We start from the raw sequence: 18704 nt of genomic DNA on the forward strand, positions 1-18704 counted from the left end.
ATGGAGAAAAAAAGAAGGAGCATACATAGTCGCGATATGCCAAATTTTAACAGAAATGATACTGACAAAAGAAAAGTTATAAAGGATAAAAAGAGTATATTAAAAAGTGGTGGAAAAGTAATTGCAAAAAAAAAGATGTTGGAGTCTGTAGAACAGTTAGATGGTGGTAAAGAGATAAGAGAAGCATTAGTAACGGCATCAGTTATTACAAAACCTTTTACCAAGGTGGCAAAAATTACAGGTAAAAATATAAAAGAACAGGTAAAACAAAAACATATAAAGGAAGAGCACATAAAAAGTGTAAGAGGAAAGAACAGAAGTAAAAAGAAACAATTACATAGTAAAGATTCAAACAACTTGCAAAAAAAAGAAAAGAATAAAACGGTACACCGCAAAGATAAAAGTGTAAAATCCGATTACAGAAAATTTGAACAGAGAAGTAAGGAAAATGTAAAAAGAACTAAGGATGTCAGTTCGGACAAAGTAAAAAAACAAAAATTAAATTATGTGTTAAGCAAATTGAAAAACAATAAATCAGATACAAGTGCAAACGTGAAAACATTGGATAGCGTAAAAAATATATTAATAAAAGCAGGAATGTGTTTATTACCATTTGCTTTAGTTCTTCTTATGATTATATGCATTGTAGTCATAATAATAGCTCTTGTAATTGCACTTACATATAATTCACCATTTTCAATATTTTTTCCACCACTTGAAAATGGAGATACAATAATGACAGTCACTAGTCAGTATGTAGCAGAATTTAACAGAGAAATAAATACGTTAGTATCGGAACATAAAGAGTGTGATATTGGAAAGATAGTGTATAAAGATTATGAGGGAACATCAAATACACCATCAAATTATTATGATGTAATGAGTGTTTATATGGTTAAATATGGAATTGGAAACACGGCAACAGTAATGAATGAAAATGCAAAGACAGAGTTAAAAACAGTATTTGACGATATGTGTACATACACAACTTCCATAAATGAAGAAAAGATTAAAAATGACAAGGGAAAGAAGGAAAAGAAAAAAGTTTTATACGTTAATGTAAGTCTGAAAACATATTATCAGATGGAAACAGAATATAGTATGAACGAAAATGAAATAGAACTGTTGAATTCACTTATGAGTTCGGATGCAATGTTGGCATTAGGATATAATAATGGAAATTCAGGAACAGTAAATGGTGGAAATAAGAAGTCCTCATTATCACAGGAAGAAATTAACGAAATATTAAATGGAGTAACTGATATCAATGCAAATGCAGTTTGCTCATTTGTGTTATCAAAAGTAGGATATCCATATAGCCAGCCACTTAGAAATTCAGGAACACATTTTGATTGCTCATCATTAGCATATTATGCTTGGAAAAGTGCCGGAATATCGGTAATGTGTGATGGGGCAAATACAGCAGCAGCCGAAGCAAAATGGTGCAATGATAATGGGTGTGTTGTAAAAGAAACAGATTTAAAGCCGGGAGACCTAATTTTTTACAGTTATTCAAATAACGGAAGATATAAAAATATCAGTCACGTGGGAATATATGTAGGAAAGGGTAAAATGGTGGAAGCAGTTGATGAGGCAACAGGAGTAGTATTACAGAATTATCATAATGGTTCGCTGGTTATGATTGGAAGACCTAACAAAAATAAAAAATAATTTAAAAGAGGAGTAGAGTTTTATCTGCTCTTTTTTGATTGGAGGAAAAATGAAGGAAATGTATTTAAGATATATGGAGTTTTTAATTGGAGAACTTCATAAGGAATGGGAAATCAGTGGTTCAGAGACAGAAAAAGTTGTGTTAACTAAGGACGAAGCAAATGAACTAAAAAGAAAAGTAATGTTAAACATAGTAAGGCAGCAGGATGGTATTGACAATAATCAAAATATCATGTTTACGGAAAGCATTAAAATGTCAAAAGATAACTTTATTATGTTAAGAATTATTAAGAAACTGCTGGTGGAAATAAAAAAGGAGACAGATTTTGTCACGCTAAATTTAGATAAAGATGAGTATGAAAAATACACAAGTTTGGTGAAATTGAAAGAAGGTGACTAAAGTGGGGAAAAAGTACAAAATTATATATGCAGATCCACCATGGCAATATAGAGTTTACTCCAAAAAAGGTCAGGGAAGAAGTGCGGAGAATCATTATCACACAATGAATATTAAAGATATAATGGCTCTTCCAGTAGATAAAATCGCCGATAAGGATTGTATTTTATTTTTGTGGATAACATTTCCATGCCTAAAAGAAGGAATAGAAGTAATGGAAAGATGGGGATTTAAATATAAGACGTGTGGCTTCAATTGGGTGAAAAGAAATAAGAAAAAGAACACGTATTTTATGGGACTGGGATTTTGGACACGTTCAAATTCGGAGGTATGTCTGATAGGAACAAAAGGACAACCTAAACGTGTATCAAAGTCAGTGCCGCAGATATGTGATGCAAGAATAATGGAACATAGTAGGAAACCAGCAGAAATAAGGGAACGTATAGTTGAATTGTGTGGCGAATTACCACGTATTGAACTATTTGCAAGAGATAAAGTAAAAGGATGGGATAGCTTAGGAGATGAAATTGATGGAAAGGACATAAGAGAAGCGTTAAGGGAGGTTATAGAAAATAATGAGTGCTGATTACAAGGTACAGAGACTTTACGATGAATATATTAAGGATATTGTATCAGATTCAGATAAATGGAAAAAATTTTTAGAATTAACAGGAAGATTATACAGATATGAATTTGATAATATTTTAATGATGTATGCACAGCGACCAAACGCAACTCTTGTGGGAGATTATGATTCATGGAAAAAGGTAGGAAGATATGTAAAAAGAGGAAGTAAGGGAATTGCAATTTTTCCATCGAAAGTTTTAAAACCACATATGCGATATGTGTTCGATATATCTGATACAGCAGGAAGAAATGTTAATCTCACATGGAATTTAAATGATTATAATTTAAAAATCATGGTAGATGAACTGATTGACGAGGAAAAAATTCAACCATATATAAGTAATGAAAAAAATAATTTACAAAAGCTCTTAAAGAACTATACAAAGCTAAATGTGCGATCTATAATAAGGGAGAAATCAGAGGTTATGATTTCTGAACTTAATCAGATTACAGGTGGTGTGATTAAAGATAGAGATAATAAAACGCTGGGGCCTACAGTAGAGGAAATGTTATATAAAAGTGTTTTCTATGCAGTAGGAACAAGATGTGGATTTAACATGTCTTCTGAAGAACAAGATATGAATTTTATAATAAATATATCTGGCGAAGATAATATATACCGTTTTGGTTCCCTTGTATGTGACGTATCCTGTAGTGTTCTTAAAGAGTTTAATTACAGAGTAAGACATATTGAAAATGAAAGGAGAGTCACAAATGGAAGAAATGAGACTAATGTACCACAAGAAAGCAGATGGAATGTTGTATCCCAACCTAAAACTGCCGGAAATTCAGAAAGAAGATTTGACGCAGGTGGGAAAATACGGGATGATGGCAGCAGAATACCTGAAAGACAACGAGAGAAACAGGTACAACACACTTTATCGTTTAGGGAGATTAGGCGAAAAGATGAAGGAAGTGGACGAGGAAGCCAACAATTTATTGGAAACATTAATGAGGAATTATCTAAAAATACACAAGCCGAAGGAGCCATCTTCAACAATGGAAATGTGGAAGAAAAGGGAGCAGGCAAAAATGATGGCGGAAGAAGTAGTTCTGAAGCGGATAGTGTACAGATTTCATTAGAGAGTGTATCTGGAACGGAAGAGAATACATCTATTGATGAAGAAATAGAAAGAGAATTAGAAGAAATTGATTCATTAGGAATAGGAGAGGAAGCAGGTTTTGAACAGGCTTCCTTTTTCTTTGATGAAAATACAAAAGAAATAGGAATATCAGATGAAAAAATGGTAAAGAATTTACCAAGTGGGAAAAAAGAGAAATATACATACTTAAATCCTAAAAATGCAAGGATTGTACCACATGAATATATAGTTACAGTATTGTTAAAAGGAACAGGTTTTGCAGGGGGCAAGGAAAGAGTATATAACATTTATAAAAATGTTGCAAAGGCATCGGAACGTGAAAAATTAATTAAAAAGGAATATGGTCTTGGTGGAGCCGGTTGGCCAATAGAGAATTATGGACTACATAGATATGATACATTTAAACCACAGGGTATAAGATTTCAGTGGAGAGATATAGAAGGGGAAAAAGAAGGCTATTTAAGTTGGAAATCTGTAGAAGAAGAAATTGGAATTCTTATAAATAAAGGAATTTATTATAAAAAAATCAATGAGGAAGAGATAATAGGAGATTATGACATTCCCGATGAGGTTTTTAAAATGGACAAAAAACCAATAGCGGATATGGAAAAATCAAAGAAAGATGATTCAAATAAAAACGATGCATTATTAAAAAACAATTATCATTATAATTTATGGGAAATAGAAAAGGGAGGTGCAAAAACAAGATATAAATGGAACGTGGAAGCAATAAAAACACTAAAAAGAATTGAGAAAGAAGAAAGAATTGCAAATATGGAAGAGCAGAAAATACTTTCACGATATGCAGGATGGGGAGGATTATCGGAAGTATTTGATGAAAAAAATAACTTATGGAAGGATGAATATAGAGAAATAAAAGAATTGTTGACACATTCCGAATATGACAATGCTAGAGCAAGTGTAAATAATGCTTTTTATACTTCTCCCGAGATTGCAATGTGCATAAATCAGAAAATTTCAAATTTGGGAATATCTAAAGGAAACATTCTTGAACCATCAATGGGAATCGGTAATTTCTTTGGAAGTATGCCTGCTTCAATGAACGAATGTAAACTATATGGTGTGGAAATAGATGAAGTTACGGGAAGAATAGCCAAACAGCTTTATCAAACAGCTAATATTACAATATCAGGATTTGAGGAAACGAATTTTAATGACAATTTTTTTGATATTGCTATAGGAAATGTACCGTTTGGAGATTACAAAATATATGATGCAAAATATAATAAACTTAATTTTCGGGTCCATGACTATTTTATTGCAAAAACACTCGATAAGATAAGACCGGGAGGAATAGCAGCTTTAATAACAACAAAAGGAACTATGGACAAAGCTAATCCAAATGTAAGAAAATATATTGCACAAAGAGCAGAACTTGTGGGTGCTGTAAGACTTCCAAATAATGCATTTAAAAACAATGCAGGAACAGAGGTTACATCAGACATTCTTTTCCTGAAAAAAAGGGAAAGGCAAATAGATATAGAACCTGACTGGGTGCATCTTGGTTATACAAAAGACGGTATACCGATTAATTCATATTTTGTCGAACATCCTGAAATGGTATTAGGAAAAATGGAATATGATACAGCAAGATATGGAGTTGAAAGTCAGTATACCGTTTGTGTAAATAATGATGAAAATTTTAATATGTACGAAAGCCTTAGCAATGCACTAAATAATGTTAATACTTCAATATCAAATTTTGAAATAGAGGAAACAGAGAAGAATGATGAAGTAATTATTGCAAATTCGGATGTTAGAAATTATACATATTCCTTTATGGATGGCAAACTCTATTTCAGACAAAATTCAAAAATGTATTTAAAAGAATATTCAAAACTAACAATAGATAGAATTAAAGCTCTTAACGAAATACGAAGTATAACAAGACATATTATTGAAATACAGTCGGAAGGATGTAGTGAAGAAGAATTAAAAAATGCTCAAAGAGAATTAAATAATAGTTATGATACATTTGTAGATAAGTATGGAAGAATTACTTCAAGGGCAAATGACAGAGCATTCCGTGATGATGCAGACTATCCTTTGTTGTGCTCTCTTGAAAATGTGGATGAAAATGGTTATGTTACTAAGGCTGATATGTTTTATAAACAGACTATCAAACCGGAATTAACAATAAACAGAGTTGAGACAGCAATTGAGGCATTGAATATTTCGATAAATGAATATGGAAAAGTAAACATTCCATTTATTTTGAGCATATACATACCTGATATAAGTGGAGAAGTACGAAAAAATGTGGAGAGTGGTAAAACTAAAAGACAAAAATTAATTGAAGAACTTAAAGGAATTATATTTTTGAATCCAATGCAGTATGATGAAAAAAATCCGGATGAAGGATGGGAAACGTCAGATGAATATTTGTCTGGAAATGTTAGAAGTAAACTTGTAATAGCAGAAAGATTTGCAAAGGAACAGCCGGAATTATTTCAAATAAACGTGGAAGAATTAAAAAAAGTCCAACCAATAGACCTTGATGCTTCGGAGATTGATATAAGGATAGGAACAACATGGATTGATGAACAGGACTATGAGCAATTTATTTATGAATTGCTTGGAACACCACAAAGAGTAAGGGTAATAAGAAGCGGAAAGTATTCATCAGGTATTATTGTTCATCTAAATAAATATAGCATGGAATGGTTTATAGAAAATAAATCAAAGGATAAGCATTCTGTGGCAGCTTCCAAAACATATGGAACAAGCCGCATGGATGCTTATTCTATTTTTGAAGCATCACTTAACCTAAAAACCGTAACAGTAAGAGACAAAATCGATGATGGAGATGGAAAATATCATTACGTGATTAATAGAAACGAAACAATGCTTGCAAGAGAAAAGCAGAATCTTATTAAGGAAAAATTTAGAGAATGGATATTTGTGGATCCGGTTAGACGAAAGAAGTATGTTGATTATTACAATGAAACATTTAACAACATAAGACTTCGTGAATATGATGGCTCGGTACTTTCATTTCCGGGAATGAACCCTGAAATAGAGTTGCGACCTCATCAGAAAAATGCGGTAGCAAGAATTCTACTTGGAGGTAATACATTACTTGCCCATTGTGTGGGAGCAGGAAAATCATTTGAGATGATGGCAGCATGTATGGAACAAAAAAGGCTTGGTCTTGCAAATAAAACAGTAATGGTAGTTCCAAAAGCATTAATAAATCAAACAGCATCTGAATTCTTGAGATTATACCCATCTGCAAACATTCTAGTAACAACCGAACGTGATTTTGAAAAGAGTAGGAGACAACAGTTTATATCAAGAATTGCAACGGGAGATTATGATTGCATAATAATGTCTCACTCGCAGTTTGAAAAAATCCCAATTTCAGCAGCGAGAAAGGAAAGAATGCTTAATGAACAAATAGAGCAGATAGCATATGCCATAGAGGAGACAAAAGAAAAGAATGGTGAGCGTTGGACTGTTAAACAGATGGAAACACAGAAGAAAAAGCTTCAAGAACAATTAAAGAGTCTTGCAGACGAAGAAAGGAAAGATGATTTGATTACTTTTGAGGAACTTGGTATTGACAGTATTATGGTAGATGAAGCTCATAATTACAAGAATTTGGCAATATTTTCAAAGATAAATAATGTTTCGGGAATTAGTGGTTCGGGAGCAAAAAAAGCAACAGATATGCAATTAAAATGCCAATATATTAATGAGATAAATCCCGGAAGAGGAATTGTTTTTGCAACAGGAACCCCAATTAGTAATACTATGTGTGAGATGTATGTAATGCAAAGTTACCTTCAAAAAGATACGTTGGAGCAGATGGGAATATATCATTTTGATTCATGGGCAGCCAATTTCGGTGAAATAACAACAGCATTAGAACTTACAGTTGAGGGAAGTGGCTTTAGAATGAAAAACAGATTTAATAAATTTACCAATTTACCAGAGTTAATGAATATATTTAAACAGGTAGCGGACGTGCAAACACAGGACATGCTTGAACTCAATGTTCCTAAATTAAGAGATGGTCAATACATTATTGTGGAATCAGAACCAGATTGGTACATAAGGCAGATAATGGAGGATTTCGTTAGGAGAGCGGAGGCTATCAGAAATGGTGGAGTGGATTCAAGCATAGATAATTTTTTGAAAATAACACACGAAGCAAGACTGCTTGGAACGGATGCAAGACTTCTTGATAAAGACGCACCCAATAATCCTGACGGAAAATTAAATAAGGTAATTGATAATGTGTTTTATGAATATGGAAAAGCAAAAGATGAAGAAAAAATAGGATGTCAGATTATTTTTTCAGATATAGGAACACCTGGGGAAAAGGATTTTGACGTATATAATTACATAAAAACAGAACTTATAAAAAGAAACATACCTGAAAATGAAATAGCATTTATACATGATGCAAAAACAGATGCACAGAGAGAAACATTATTTAAGTTAATGAGAGCAGGAAAGAAGAAAATACTTATTGGTTCTACAGATAAATGTGGCACGGGAGTAAATGTACAAACACATATTGTGGCAATTCATCACGTAGATTGTCCATGGAAACCATCGAGCATTGAGCAGAGAGAGGGAAGGGGAATACGACAAGGAAATGAAAATAAAGAAGTAGCAGTGTACAGATATGTTACAAAAGAAACATTTGATGCGTACTCATGGTCACTGGTAGAGAATAAGCAGAGATTTATTAGTCAGATAATGACGAGCAGGGCTGTATCAAGAACGTGTGAAGACATAGATGAGGCAACATTGTCATATGCAGAAATAAAGGCAGTTGCTACAGGAAATCCATTAATAAAAGAAAAAATGGAAGTTGACAATGAATTACAGCGATTAAAAATACTGAAAGCATCTTATGACAGCCAAAGATATACTTTTCAGGATAATTTTATGATTAAGTTTCCTAAATTAATTAAAGCAGCAGAAGAAAAAATTGAATGTGTGAGAAAGGACATTGAACTTAGAAATGCTGAGCGTGTAAAAAGCGAAGCGTTTTCAATAACAATAGGTAATATGTTGTATAGCGAGAGAAACGATGGAGGGACAGCAATGCTTGAAGAAATAAGCAAGTATAAAGCAGGTGATACTTATGAGATTGGAAAATTCAGAGGATTTAATCTGTTGGTTGAAAAGAATTATATGGGAATAAATTTCTTAATACTTCAGGGAAAAAACGAGTATAAGGCAGAAATGTCTACAAGTGCTGTTGGAAATATGATAAAGCTGGATAATATGTTTAATAACATAGAAGAAAATGAAGAGTTTCTAAAAAAGAAGATAGAACAGTATAAAAGAGATTTAGAATCTTCAAAAATAGAATATGAAAAGCCTTTTGTTTATGAGGAAGAGCTTAAGGAGAAGTTAAAACGTCAGGCAGAATTAAATTCTATGTTGGATTTGGAAAAGAATATTGGTGAAGAAATAAAAGAAACAGAAAAAGAAGAAATATATAGTAGAGAAGGAGAAAAAAATGAAGTATACAGTAAAAGTAAATAAAGTAAGAAAAAATGAAGGAAATTTAAGAGGGTTTGCAACAGTAGTATTTGGTGAGTCATTTAAAATTACAAACATTGCCATTCTTGAAAATAGTAATGGCAATCTGTTTGTATCAATGCCAAGGTATAGAAGCAGTGAGGTGGATGAGCATAATAATTTCGTTTTTAAGGACATATGCAACCCTATAACAAAGGAGTTCCGTACAGAATTGTATGATGCAATAATTGAAGGATATAAGAATGCTGGAAAAGAAAATAATGAGCTAAATACAGAAAAAATTGAGGTAGAGGAGCCACCATTTACAGTAAAAGTTACGCCGTACGAAAGAGAGGGGAGCAATATAAAAGGTCTTGCAAGAATTTATTTGGATGACAAATTTGTAATAAATAATGTGACACTGATTCAGGGAAAGGATAATGTGTTTGTGGCAATGCCCTCATATAGGACAAAGCAGAAAGATAAGGATGGAAGGACGGTATATAAGGATATATGCTTTCCAGTAACAAAAGAGTTTAGGGAAAAATTGTATGGGGAGATGATTGAAGATTGTAAAAAAGAAAATGCAACGATAAAAAGCAAAGACATAAGTAATTATAAATTCAGTCTTAAATATTAGTAGAAAATACTAGAAAGTTAAAAGACGTTTGTCTAAGAGTTGTGGTATAGAAAAATATTAAATTCTAAAATATGGTCTAGCGAATTTATATTGACAATAGAAGCTTTATTTTTCATTGCAGAACATTCAATACTATATTTAAAACAATTTTTACAAAAAAAATTGTTTTTAAAGAACAAAATGTAATGGCATTAAGAATAATAGTAAATGTTGTTACAATAAAAAATCTGATAAATTTTATTTGGCAGATAAAAAGATTAGAATGAAAGGAATATGGAACAATGAAAAAGAGCACACATTTAGTAGTCATTGGATATGATGAAATAGTTTCTAACAAATATACAGAATGTTTTGAAAACGCATTTAATAAGGGAATGATAAATGGATATACAATAATAGACTTATTATCGGAAAAAGAAAATATTGAATCGAGAATAAGAAAACAGTCTTTTCTTCCAGAAAAAGTATTGTATTTAGATAATATTAATTTAAGCGAAAAAGAGTGGTTTAACGAAGAATATTTTGGAAAAATTATTGATGAAATTATAAAAGAAAAAGGCAAAATCAAAATATATATTGCTACAGAAGTTAGATCACACGAGAAATATTTAAGATTTTGCGCAAAAAGAGGAATATCTTCATTGACAGAAAAACCAATATTTGCACCAATGACTAATGGTTGTTTTGACATTGAAAAAATTCCTACTATTATGAGAGAAATAAAGGATGACATTGCTAAGAATAATGCAGAGCATTCGATTATGACACTAGGTAGATATCATGCAATATATAATGATATTGTTATAAAATTCGTTAAGGATAAAGTTAAACAATTGGAAACTCCTGTAACATCAGTACATTTAAGACATGCAGGGGGAGTGTGGAATACACATAAAGAATATGACAGCAGGGAAGATCATCCATACAAATATGGTTACGGAATGCTTATGCACGGCGGGTATCACTATATTGATTTAGTATCACAATGTTTATGTGTAAATAAAAAACTATACCCAGAGAAAAAATTTGTTTTAGAAGTGTCTTCTTATGCTGCATTTCCACAAGATCAAAATGAAAGAATCGGAAAGAAAATTTCAAATAAATTTGAAGATTATTGTGCAAATTGGAGAGAAGAAAAGAAAGAAATCATATATGGAGAAACAGATATAACATCTACATTTTGTTTAAAGGATAAAGAAAATAATAATGTTATTACGCTAGGAACTATTTCGTTAGAGCAAACCACACCATCTGTTAGAAAATGGAAAGACATTCCAAAAGGCATATACAATAAAAATGGAAGAGTATCAAGTGTGGAATTAGAAGTACAGCTTTCTACAGTACATTCAATTAAAGTACATTGTTATGATGTGCCAGTAAAAGGTATTAAAGAAGTTGAAAGGATAGATGCATTCGCAAGGGTAACTACACGAAGTAATGCATCACTATTAAAAGATGAAGAGTATATAACAGATAATACATATGATGGATTATTCCATAGTAAAAGCAATAAGAAACTTATGTCTGCGTGGTTATCGAATGAAGAAAATATAAGTAAATTTGAAGATCATATTTCTGTAATGAAGATTGTGTATGCAATAGGAAAATCGATAAAGAACGAGGGAAAAGCTGTACAAATTGAATTCTAATAGTTTCATAAATATCAAATTGTATAGTTTTTGCGCTTGAACAGATAAGAGAAATTTGAATTTGGAGTAGGATATTAAAAAATGTCAGAAAATATGAAAAAATATTACAATGAATTATTTATGAATAAAAAAGATAATACGGAAAAAATATTTGAAGATGTTTCAAATGATTTTAAGAAAAATATAAATCAAAATTTTGAAAAGTTAATTCAAGATAAATATGCACTAGATTTAGGGTATGGATATGGGAATTATACAATTTTTTTGGCTGAAAAAGGGTATAATGTCGATGCAATTGATATTGTTAAACCATATTGGTTGAAGAATAGAATAAAAAATAATGAAACTCTAAAAAAAAATATAAATATATATTCTTCGGATATAAGAAATATAGTATTAAAAAAAAAGTATAGTATTGTTGTAGCAAAAGATGTATTACATTATTTGAAGATAGATGAATTACAGGAAATATTGTATAAAATAAAAAAAAATACTGCTAAGCGTTCTATTATTTATATTGTTATGTTTGCGGATATAAAAAGAAGAGATAGAGATGGAAATATAAAATTGATTGAGAACGAAGCGAATTTATCAGAGCATAATGTTGTAGAAATAATTAACAAAATATTTACTAAATGCGTAATTTTGACAAATATAGAAAATTATAGAGAAAAAGAAAAATATAATAACAAATATAAATATTATTTTGAGGCTAAGAGAATTTCTTTTGTTATAAAAAGGGGTTGTTTATAACCAAACTTGTAAAAAGTTTTTTGATAAATATTGTTAAGAGGGATTAAATGTATAATTGGAGATACAAAAACTATGGAATGTTAGACAATTTTTTTTATGTTTTAAAATTATTAATTAAGTGGAATAAGAAATTGCTTATATGTGAAGTATTAAACATATTGTGTGTGATAACTACTAGCATTTTGTTTGTTTATATTCCAAAATGGGTTGTTGAATTTATAGAAAACAATGCTCAACAAACATTTATTAAAATTGTTGTAGCTTTTATGATTTGGGGAATTTTGTTAATTGTAGCGAATTTTACGGAAAAAGAAATACGTTGGAGATTGGAAAAAAGTAGAAAAAAAATTATTGTTCTCCGCGTAAAAAAAACTATGAATTGGAATTATGATTATTATCAAAATTCTGAAATATTAAATTTAAAGGATAGAGTAGAAAGAGCAACTAATAGTTCAAATGAAGGCATAATAGGTTTTTTGAGCAATGTAAGATTATTATTAATTAATGCTGCAGTTTTAATGATTTCCATATATAATTTGATAAAAATTTGTGGCTTTAATGTAGTTTGCATTTTTATTCTATCAGTCATTTGTATTAAGATTTTAAATATAACTGAAAAAAGAGATACAGAAGAATATTGGAAGAAAGTTGCTCCAATAAATAGAAAATTAACATATTTATCATTTGTTTCTAAAGATTATATATATGCGAAAGACATAAGATTATATAGCATTCAAAAATTATTAGAAAAAAAGCAAGATAATATTAGTAAAAAAAGTCATAATGTAAAAGTTAATCATTTTAATAGGTGGATAAAATGTAATAGTTTGTTACAGATATGTATTATGATTCAACAAATATTTATATATAGTGGTCTGTTTATAGGAATAATTGTTAATAATATTACAATATCTCAATTTACTTTTTTTTGGGGAATAATTAAAACATTTTTTTCTTCAAATCAAACCTTTTTTTTCATCTTTACTATTGTTAAATCGCAGTTAATGCAAATTAATGATATACATAATTTTTTGGAAATAGATGAACAAAATACTAACAAATATGTGATGTCGAAAGAAGAAACAATTAAATTATTTAATTCTTTTAAAAAATATGATTTCGAGCTAGAAAACGTGAGTTTTGCGTATACAAAGAACAGTAAAAAAATATTTGACAATCTATCAATGAAAATTAAGTCTGGATGCAAATTAGCTATTGTGGGAATAAACGGTATGGGAAAATCGACATTAGTTAAATTAATAATGAGATTATATATACCAGATAAAGGGAAGATTAAATTGAATGGGTATGATATTCAAAAATTTGATAGAAATACATATTATACATTATTTGCTCCTATGTTTCAAAATATAGAGTGCTTTGCGATGGATGTGAAAAATAATGTAGCTATGAATAATGAAATTGACAGGAAAAAAGTAAAGTCTACATTAAAAATGGTTAATTTACTAAACAAATTGAATAAATATAAGGGAATAGATACCCAGCTTCTCAAAAAAATTAATAAAGAGGGTATAGAATTATCGGGAGGAGAAAATCAAAAACTATCATTTGCTCGTGTTGCTTATAAAGATAGTGCAAAAATTCTAGTTCTTGATGAGCCAACTGCAGCAATGGATATAATGTCAGAATTAAATTTATATAAAAAATTTAATGAAATTGTAAATGGAAGAACATCTTTATTTATTACACATCGTTTGTTGAGTGTAAAATTTTGTGATGAAATTATTGTTATACACGATGGAAAAATTATTGAACGTGGGACACATGAAAATTTGATGTTGGCAAAAGGAAAATATTTTCAATTATTTGATTCGCAGGCAAAATATTATAGAAAAAAAGGTGATTAATGTGAATAAATACATACTTCATAAAAAAAAGGAATATAACACTCTATCAGTAATTAGCTATTTTTTTAAGAAAACGTATAAAATAAAATTTTCTTATTTCTTTTATTCGTTATTTGAGATAATATTAAATATTTTTTTCCCAGTAATAAATATATTTGCACCATTATGGATAGTATCGATAATACAAAATAAGAAAAGCTTAAATGCAGTGGCAATTGTTATCCTATTAGTAATATCTAACAATTTTGGATACAATATTGCAAAAAAATGGGTAATTGAGAATAGAAATAAAATAAATGACATATATATTAAAAAATTCAACTTAGAAATAAATAAAGTTACAAGAAGTATTGAGTTTAGACAGCTTGAAAATTCAGATTTTTTAGATAAATGTAAGCAGGCGGAAAAAGGAATAGAAGTTGCAAACGGACTTCAGGGTATTATGGATAATTTAATATTGATTAGTTCAAATTTATTAATAGCATTAGAAGTTACATTTATTGTAATAAAGTATTCCACTTCAATGATAATTTTTTTCGTCATAAATATTATTGCTGTATCAATAATAAATGAAATTATTTGCAAAATAGAAAAAAAATATTTTGATAAAAATATAAATCAAAGTAGAAAATTTGACTATTTGACGAATGAATTGGTGGATGTTAAATATGGAAAAGAGATACGTTTGTTTAATGCACAACCAATGATTTTAAAGGAAATAGAAAAATTAGAAAAAATACTAACAAATGATGAAAGAAAGTGTTGTAAAGAGATAAGTAAATTAAGTTTTGTTAGTGTTTTAGTAAATGTTTTGTTGAATGTATATTCTTATATGTATTTGACTTTTAGCGTGATAAGAAAAAAAATGAAAATTGGGCAAATGTTAATGGTAATAGAAGCATTATTTACGTTTTCACAAGCTTTTAAAGATATAATTAGTAATGCAATTCTTATAGATAAAAATATTTTTTATTTAAATAAATACAAAGAATTCATTGAAAATGTTAAATATGAAGAACGAGGTGGGGTGAAAAATATATCTAATAGTAAATTTGAATTAGAATTTGTTAATGTTAGTTTTAAGTATCCTAATGAAAAAAGTTATGTTTTAAAAAATATTAGTATGAAAATAGAGAATGGAAAAAAAATAGCTGTTGTGGGGGTAAATGGAGCAGGAAAAACAACTTTAGTAAAATTAATTTGTAGATTTTATAAAGCAACGAAAGGAAAAATTTTATTAAATGGAATTGATATAAATAAATACGATTATTCAGAATATGTAAAAAAAATAGGAGCAATTTTTCAGGATTTTCAATTATTGGCATTTACAATAAAGGAGAATATTACATTTGACAATATTAATGACATTAGGTTAGAAAATGTAATAGAAAAAGTGGATATGGACGAAAAAATAAAAAAATATAAGAAGAAATACAATACTTATATTTTCAAATACTTTGACGATGATGGAATAGAATTTTCCCATGGAGAAGAACAAAAAATAGCAATTGCAAGGGCGTTATATAAAAATTCAACATTGCTTATTATGGATGAGCCAACATCGGCAATAGATTCAATTTCCGAAAGTGAGTTATATCAAAAATTTAATAATTTAACTAAAAATATAACGACAATATTTATTTCGCATCGATTATCATCGTGCAAATTTTGTGATGAAATAATTGTTTTTGAAGAAGGGAGGATTATAGAAAATGGAACTCATAGAGAATTAATGGATATAGAAAATGGGAAATACAAAAAAATGTATCTAATGCAATCAAATTATTATCAATAGACTATAAAATAGTAAATATAGATAAGAGAGAAAGATGATAGAAATTAAAAAAAGAGAGAAATATAAATTATATGTTGATAACAAACCATTTTTTATTAAAGGAGTAGGTGGAGCTTCTAATATTGAGCTGGCTGCTAAATTAGGGGCCAATTCAATCAGAACATGGAGTTGCGAAAATGGTGAAAAAATTTTGGAAAAGGCATTGCAATACAATATGAAAGTTATGCTTACATTCGAATTAGAAAAAGAAGATAAATGTTATTTCAGTGAGAACTATAAAGATAAGAAAAAAGAAGAGATAAGGCGCTTTGTAAAAAAATTTTGCAAACATAAAGCAGTACTTTTATGGAATTTGGGAAATGAAGTAAATTTAGGAAAAACATCAAAAGAAGCATGGAAATTTATAGAAGAGCTTGCAGATATGATTAAAAAAATAGATAAATTACATCCAGTTGCAACAATTATTGCCTGGGCTGATAAGAAGTCCTTAAATTCTATTAGTAAATATTGTCATAGTATTGATATAGTTGGAATTAATGCTTATGCAAAATATTTTAATAAAATTATCGAAAATTATGAACAAAGTTTATATTCAGGACCAATTATAATTACTGAATGGGGAACGATAGGACATTGGGAGTCCGAAAAAACAGAATGGGAAGCACCTATAGAACCTACAGGTATGGAAAGAGTAAAATTATATGAGAAAAGTTATGAATACATAGTAAAAAATAGTAATGTAATATTGGGATCTTATGTATTTTTTTGGGGACAAAAACAAGAAATTACGCCTACGTGGTATAGTATGTTTGCGGAATGGGATGGAAAAGGAAATTTGAATGGAGAACCATTTGCCGTAGTTAAGCTAATGGAATGTTTATGGAAAAATAATAAAATGCCTGAGATATTAGATATTAGTGAGATTAAAATTAACGGAAAGTATGGTAAAGAAAACATAAAGATTGTTTCGAATGAGGAATATGATGTAGAAATTGTTTTAACAAAAAAAGTAAAAAAATTATCATTACTAGTGGAAGTTCAAGAAGAGGAAAAAGAGCATGGTATTGCTGGAGAAAATGCAATAAGACCAAAAACAGTTGAAAAAAATAGGATAAATAGTAAAAAATTTAGAATGAAAGGGATAAATAAAAGTGGTGAATATCGACTATTGGTGTATGTGCTAAATGAAAATGGTTTTGTAGGAACTGCAAACGTACCTTTTAAGGTTACATAAATGTATGATGATAAAAAATGGAGAAAAGGATTATGAAGGTAGGAATAAGTATTATAGTACCTTGTTACAATAATGGGTGTTATATTAAAGAACTTATAGAGTCAATTGAAAATATTCAGTGTAAAAATCCATATGAGATTTTAATTATAGATGATAAGTCAGAATGTACTAGTTGGCTAAAAAATATAAGGTCAAAAAATGTTGAAGTGATTTTTAATAAATATAATTGTGGAGTGCAGACGGCTAGAAATATTGGATTAAATAAAGCAAAATATAAGTACATTTTTCCGCTTGATGCAGATGATATAGTTGCAAAAGGAGATACAAGAAATAATTTTATAGATAAGGCAATAAATTTAATGGAGAAAAATGAAGACATTGCTTTTGTACATGGGCTGGTTGAAATGTTTGGTGCATTTACAGGATATACTATTTCTGCATATCCCATAAATGCAAAAATGATAGCAAATAAACATCATGTTCAAACGTCTATAATTTATAGAAAAGAGGATGGAATTATTGCAAATGGTTATGCAAAAGAAATAGTCAAGTGGCAAGATTGGTCGTTTGGAGTTGCCTTATTAGATGGAAGAATTAGACAAGGGAAAAAAATAGAAATAGGATTTATAAATATGACATCATATATGTATAGGATTCATAATGATAAAAGAATTTCGCAAATAGAAGTGAATGAAAAGGAGATGATAAAAAAGACAATAATGTTATATCCATATTTTTTTGAATGTTTTTATGGAAAAAAAGACTATGATGTATTAACACAAATTATAGCGAATGCAAAGCCAAGTAGGTTAATTGATTTATTATATACAGCACAATTTAATCTAGATATAGCTAAAGCTATAGTAGCAAATAGAAAATATAATGTTTTTAATAATAATGATATTGGTGATAGTATTCCCTAAATATAATTTGACTTTTAATTTAGTATATGGTAATTTAACTTAATATAAATAGAGTTTTAGATAAAGACGATGAGAAAGAGAAGTATGAATGTAAAACTAACAGAGAGGACTTGGTAGCTGGAAATAGTCTTAGATAATAAATTCAGAAGTAGCTTTGGAGTTGTATATGTGAAATGGAATAGTAGTATATACCGGTTCGTCCCCGTTATAGGATATGATAAGTAAAATAAAAGGTGGTACCGCGGGATTTTCGCCCTTTGATGGTACCAGCGTAAGATAATAAACAGTCGTGCTGATTCACAAAGTATGACTGTTTTTGTTTTTATAAAGGAGAGAAGAAAGATGAAAAAAATTGAAAAAAATTATAATCCCGCAGAAATTGAAGACAGATTGTACAGTAAGTGGCAGGAAAAGAAATATTTCCATGCAGAAGTAGACAGAAGTAAGAAACCATTTACTATTGTTATGCCACCTCCAAATATTACTGGACAGCTTCATATGGGACATGCCCTTGACAATACAATGCAGGATATTTTAATTAG

12 protein-coding genes and 1 other annotated feature are annotated in these 18704 nt (G+C 29.4%); all 12 genes read left to right on the plus strand.

The genetic code is table 11. The annotated features are described in order from the left end of the window. Nucleotides 1–1671 carry an NlpC/P60 family protein gene (locus DWW96_RS07045; protein ID WP_243003037.1) on the plus strand — a complete coding sequence of 557 codons (1671 nt, stop codon included), beginning with the start codon at nt 1–3 and terminating at the stop codon, nt 1669–1671. Between the two features lie 49 nt (nt 1672–1720). Then, complete coding sequence (locus tag DWW96_RS07050) at nt 1721–2071, plus strand: hypothetical protein (RefSeq protein WP_117909933.1); 351 nt, start codon at nt 1721–1723, stop codon at nt 2069–2071. 1 nt (nt 2072) lies between these two features. After that, on the plus strand, nt 2073–2654 hold the full coding sequence (locus DWW96_RS07055; protein ID WP_117909934.1) for an MT-A70 family methyltransferase: 582 nt from the start codon (nt 2073–2075) through the stop codon (nt 2652–2654). Further along, the gene (locus tag DWW96_RS14620) at nt 2644–9324 is read left to right on the plus strand and encodes a helicase-related protein (RefSeq protein ID WP_117909935.1); all 6681 of its coding nucleotides are present in this window, start codon (nt 2644–2646) and stop codon (nt 9322–9324) included. The genes DWW96_RS07055 and DWW96_RS14620 overlap by 11 nt, the downstream gene beginning before the upstream one ends. Continuing rightward, a complete protein-coding gene (locus DWW96_RS07065) occupies nt 9299–9940 on the plus strand; it encodes a SpoVG family protein (RefSeq protein WP_117909936.1) in 642 nt (213 codons plus the stop codon). Before DWW96_RS14620 ends, DWW96_RS07065 begins: the two co-directional genes overlap by 26 nt. A 281-nt stretch (nt 9941–10221) precedes the next feature. After that, nucleotides 10222–11589 carry a hypothetical protein gene (locus DWW96_RS07070; RefSeq protein WP_117909937.1) on the plus strand — a complete coding sequence of 456 codons (1368 nt, stop codon included), beginning with the start codon at nt 10222–10224 and terminating at the stop codon, nt 11587–11589. Between the two features lie 81 nt (nt 11590–11670). Then, complete coding sequence (locus DWW96_RS07075) at nt 11671–12342, plus strand: class I SAM-dependent methyltransferase (protein WP_117909938.1); 672 nt, start codon at nt 11671–11673, stop codon at nt 12340–12342. A 47-nt stretch (nt 12343–12389) separates the two neighbouring features. Continuing rightward, on the plus strand, nt 12390–14210 hold the full coding sequence (locus DWW96_RS07080; protein WP_117909939.1) for an ABC transporter ATP-binding protein: 1821 nt from the start codon (nt 12390–12392) through the stop codon (nt 14208–14210). Nucleotide 14211: 1 nt separating this feature from the next. Continuing rightward, nucleotides 14212–16005 (plus strand): ABC transporter ATP-binding protein, encoded by a 1794-nt coding sequence (locus DWW96_RS07085; protein WP_117909940.1) that lies wholly within the window; start codon nt 14212–14214, stop codon nt 16003–16005. A gap of 34 nt (nt 16006–16039) precedes the next feature. Continuing rightward, a complete protein-coding gene (locus DWW96_RS07090; RefSeq protein WP_117909941.1) occupies nt 16040–17239 on the plus strand; it encodes a glycoside hydrolase family 2 TIM barrel-domain containing protein in 1200 nt (399 codons plus the stop codon). Nucleotides 17240–17271: 32 nt separating this feature from the next. Next, a complete protein-coding gene (locus DWW96_RS07095; protein ID WP_158562660.1) occupies nt 17272–18162 on the plus strand; it encodes a glycosyltransferase family 2 protein in 891 nt (296 codons plus the stop codon). Between the two features lie 60 nt (nt 18163–18222). After that, nucleotides 18223–18423, plus strand: a binding site (T-box leader). Between the two features lie 81 nt (nt 18424–18504). Continuing rightward, nucleotides 18505–18704 (plus strand): class I tRNA ligase family protein (locus DWW96_RS07100; protein WP_147339816.1); only part of this gene is annotated, 200 nt, incomplete at its 3' end.

The organism is Eubacterium sp. AF17-7 (assembly GCF_003461285.1).
Lineage (GTDB): Bacteria > Bacillota > Clostridia > Lachnospirales > Lachnospiraceae > Eubacterium_U > Eubacterium_U album.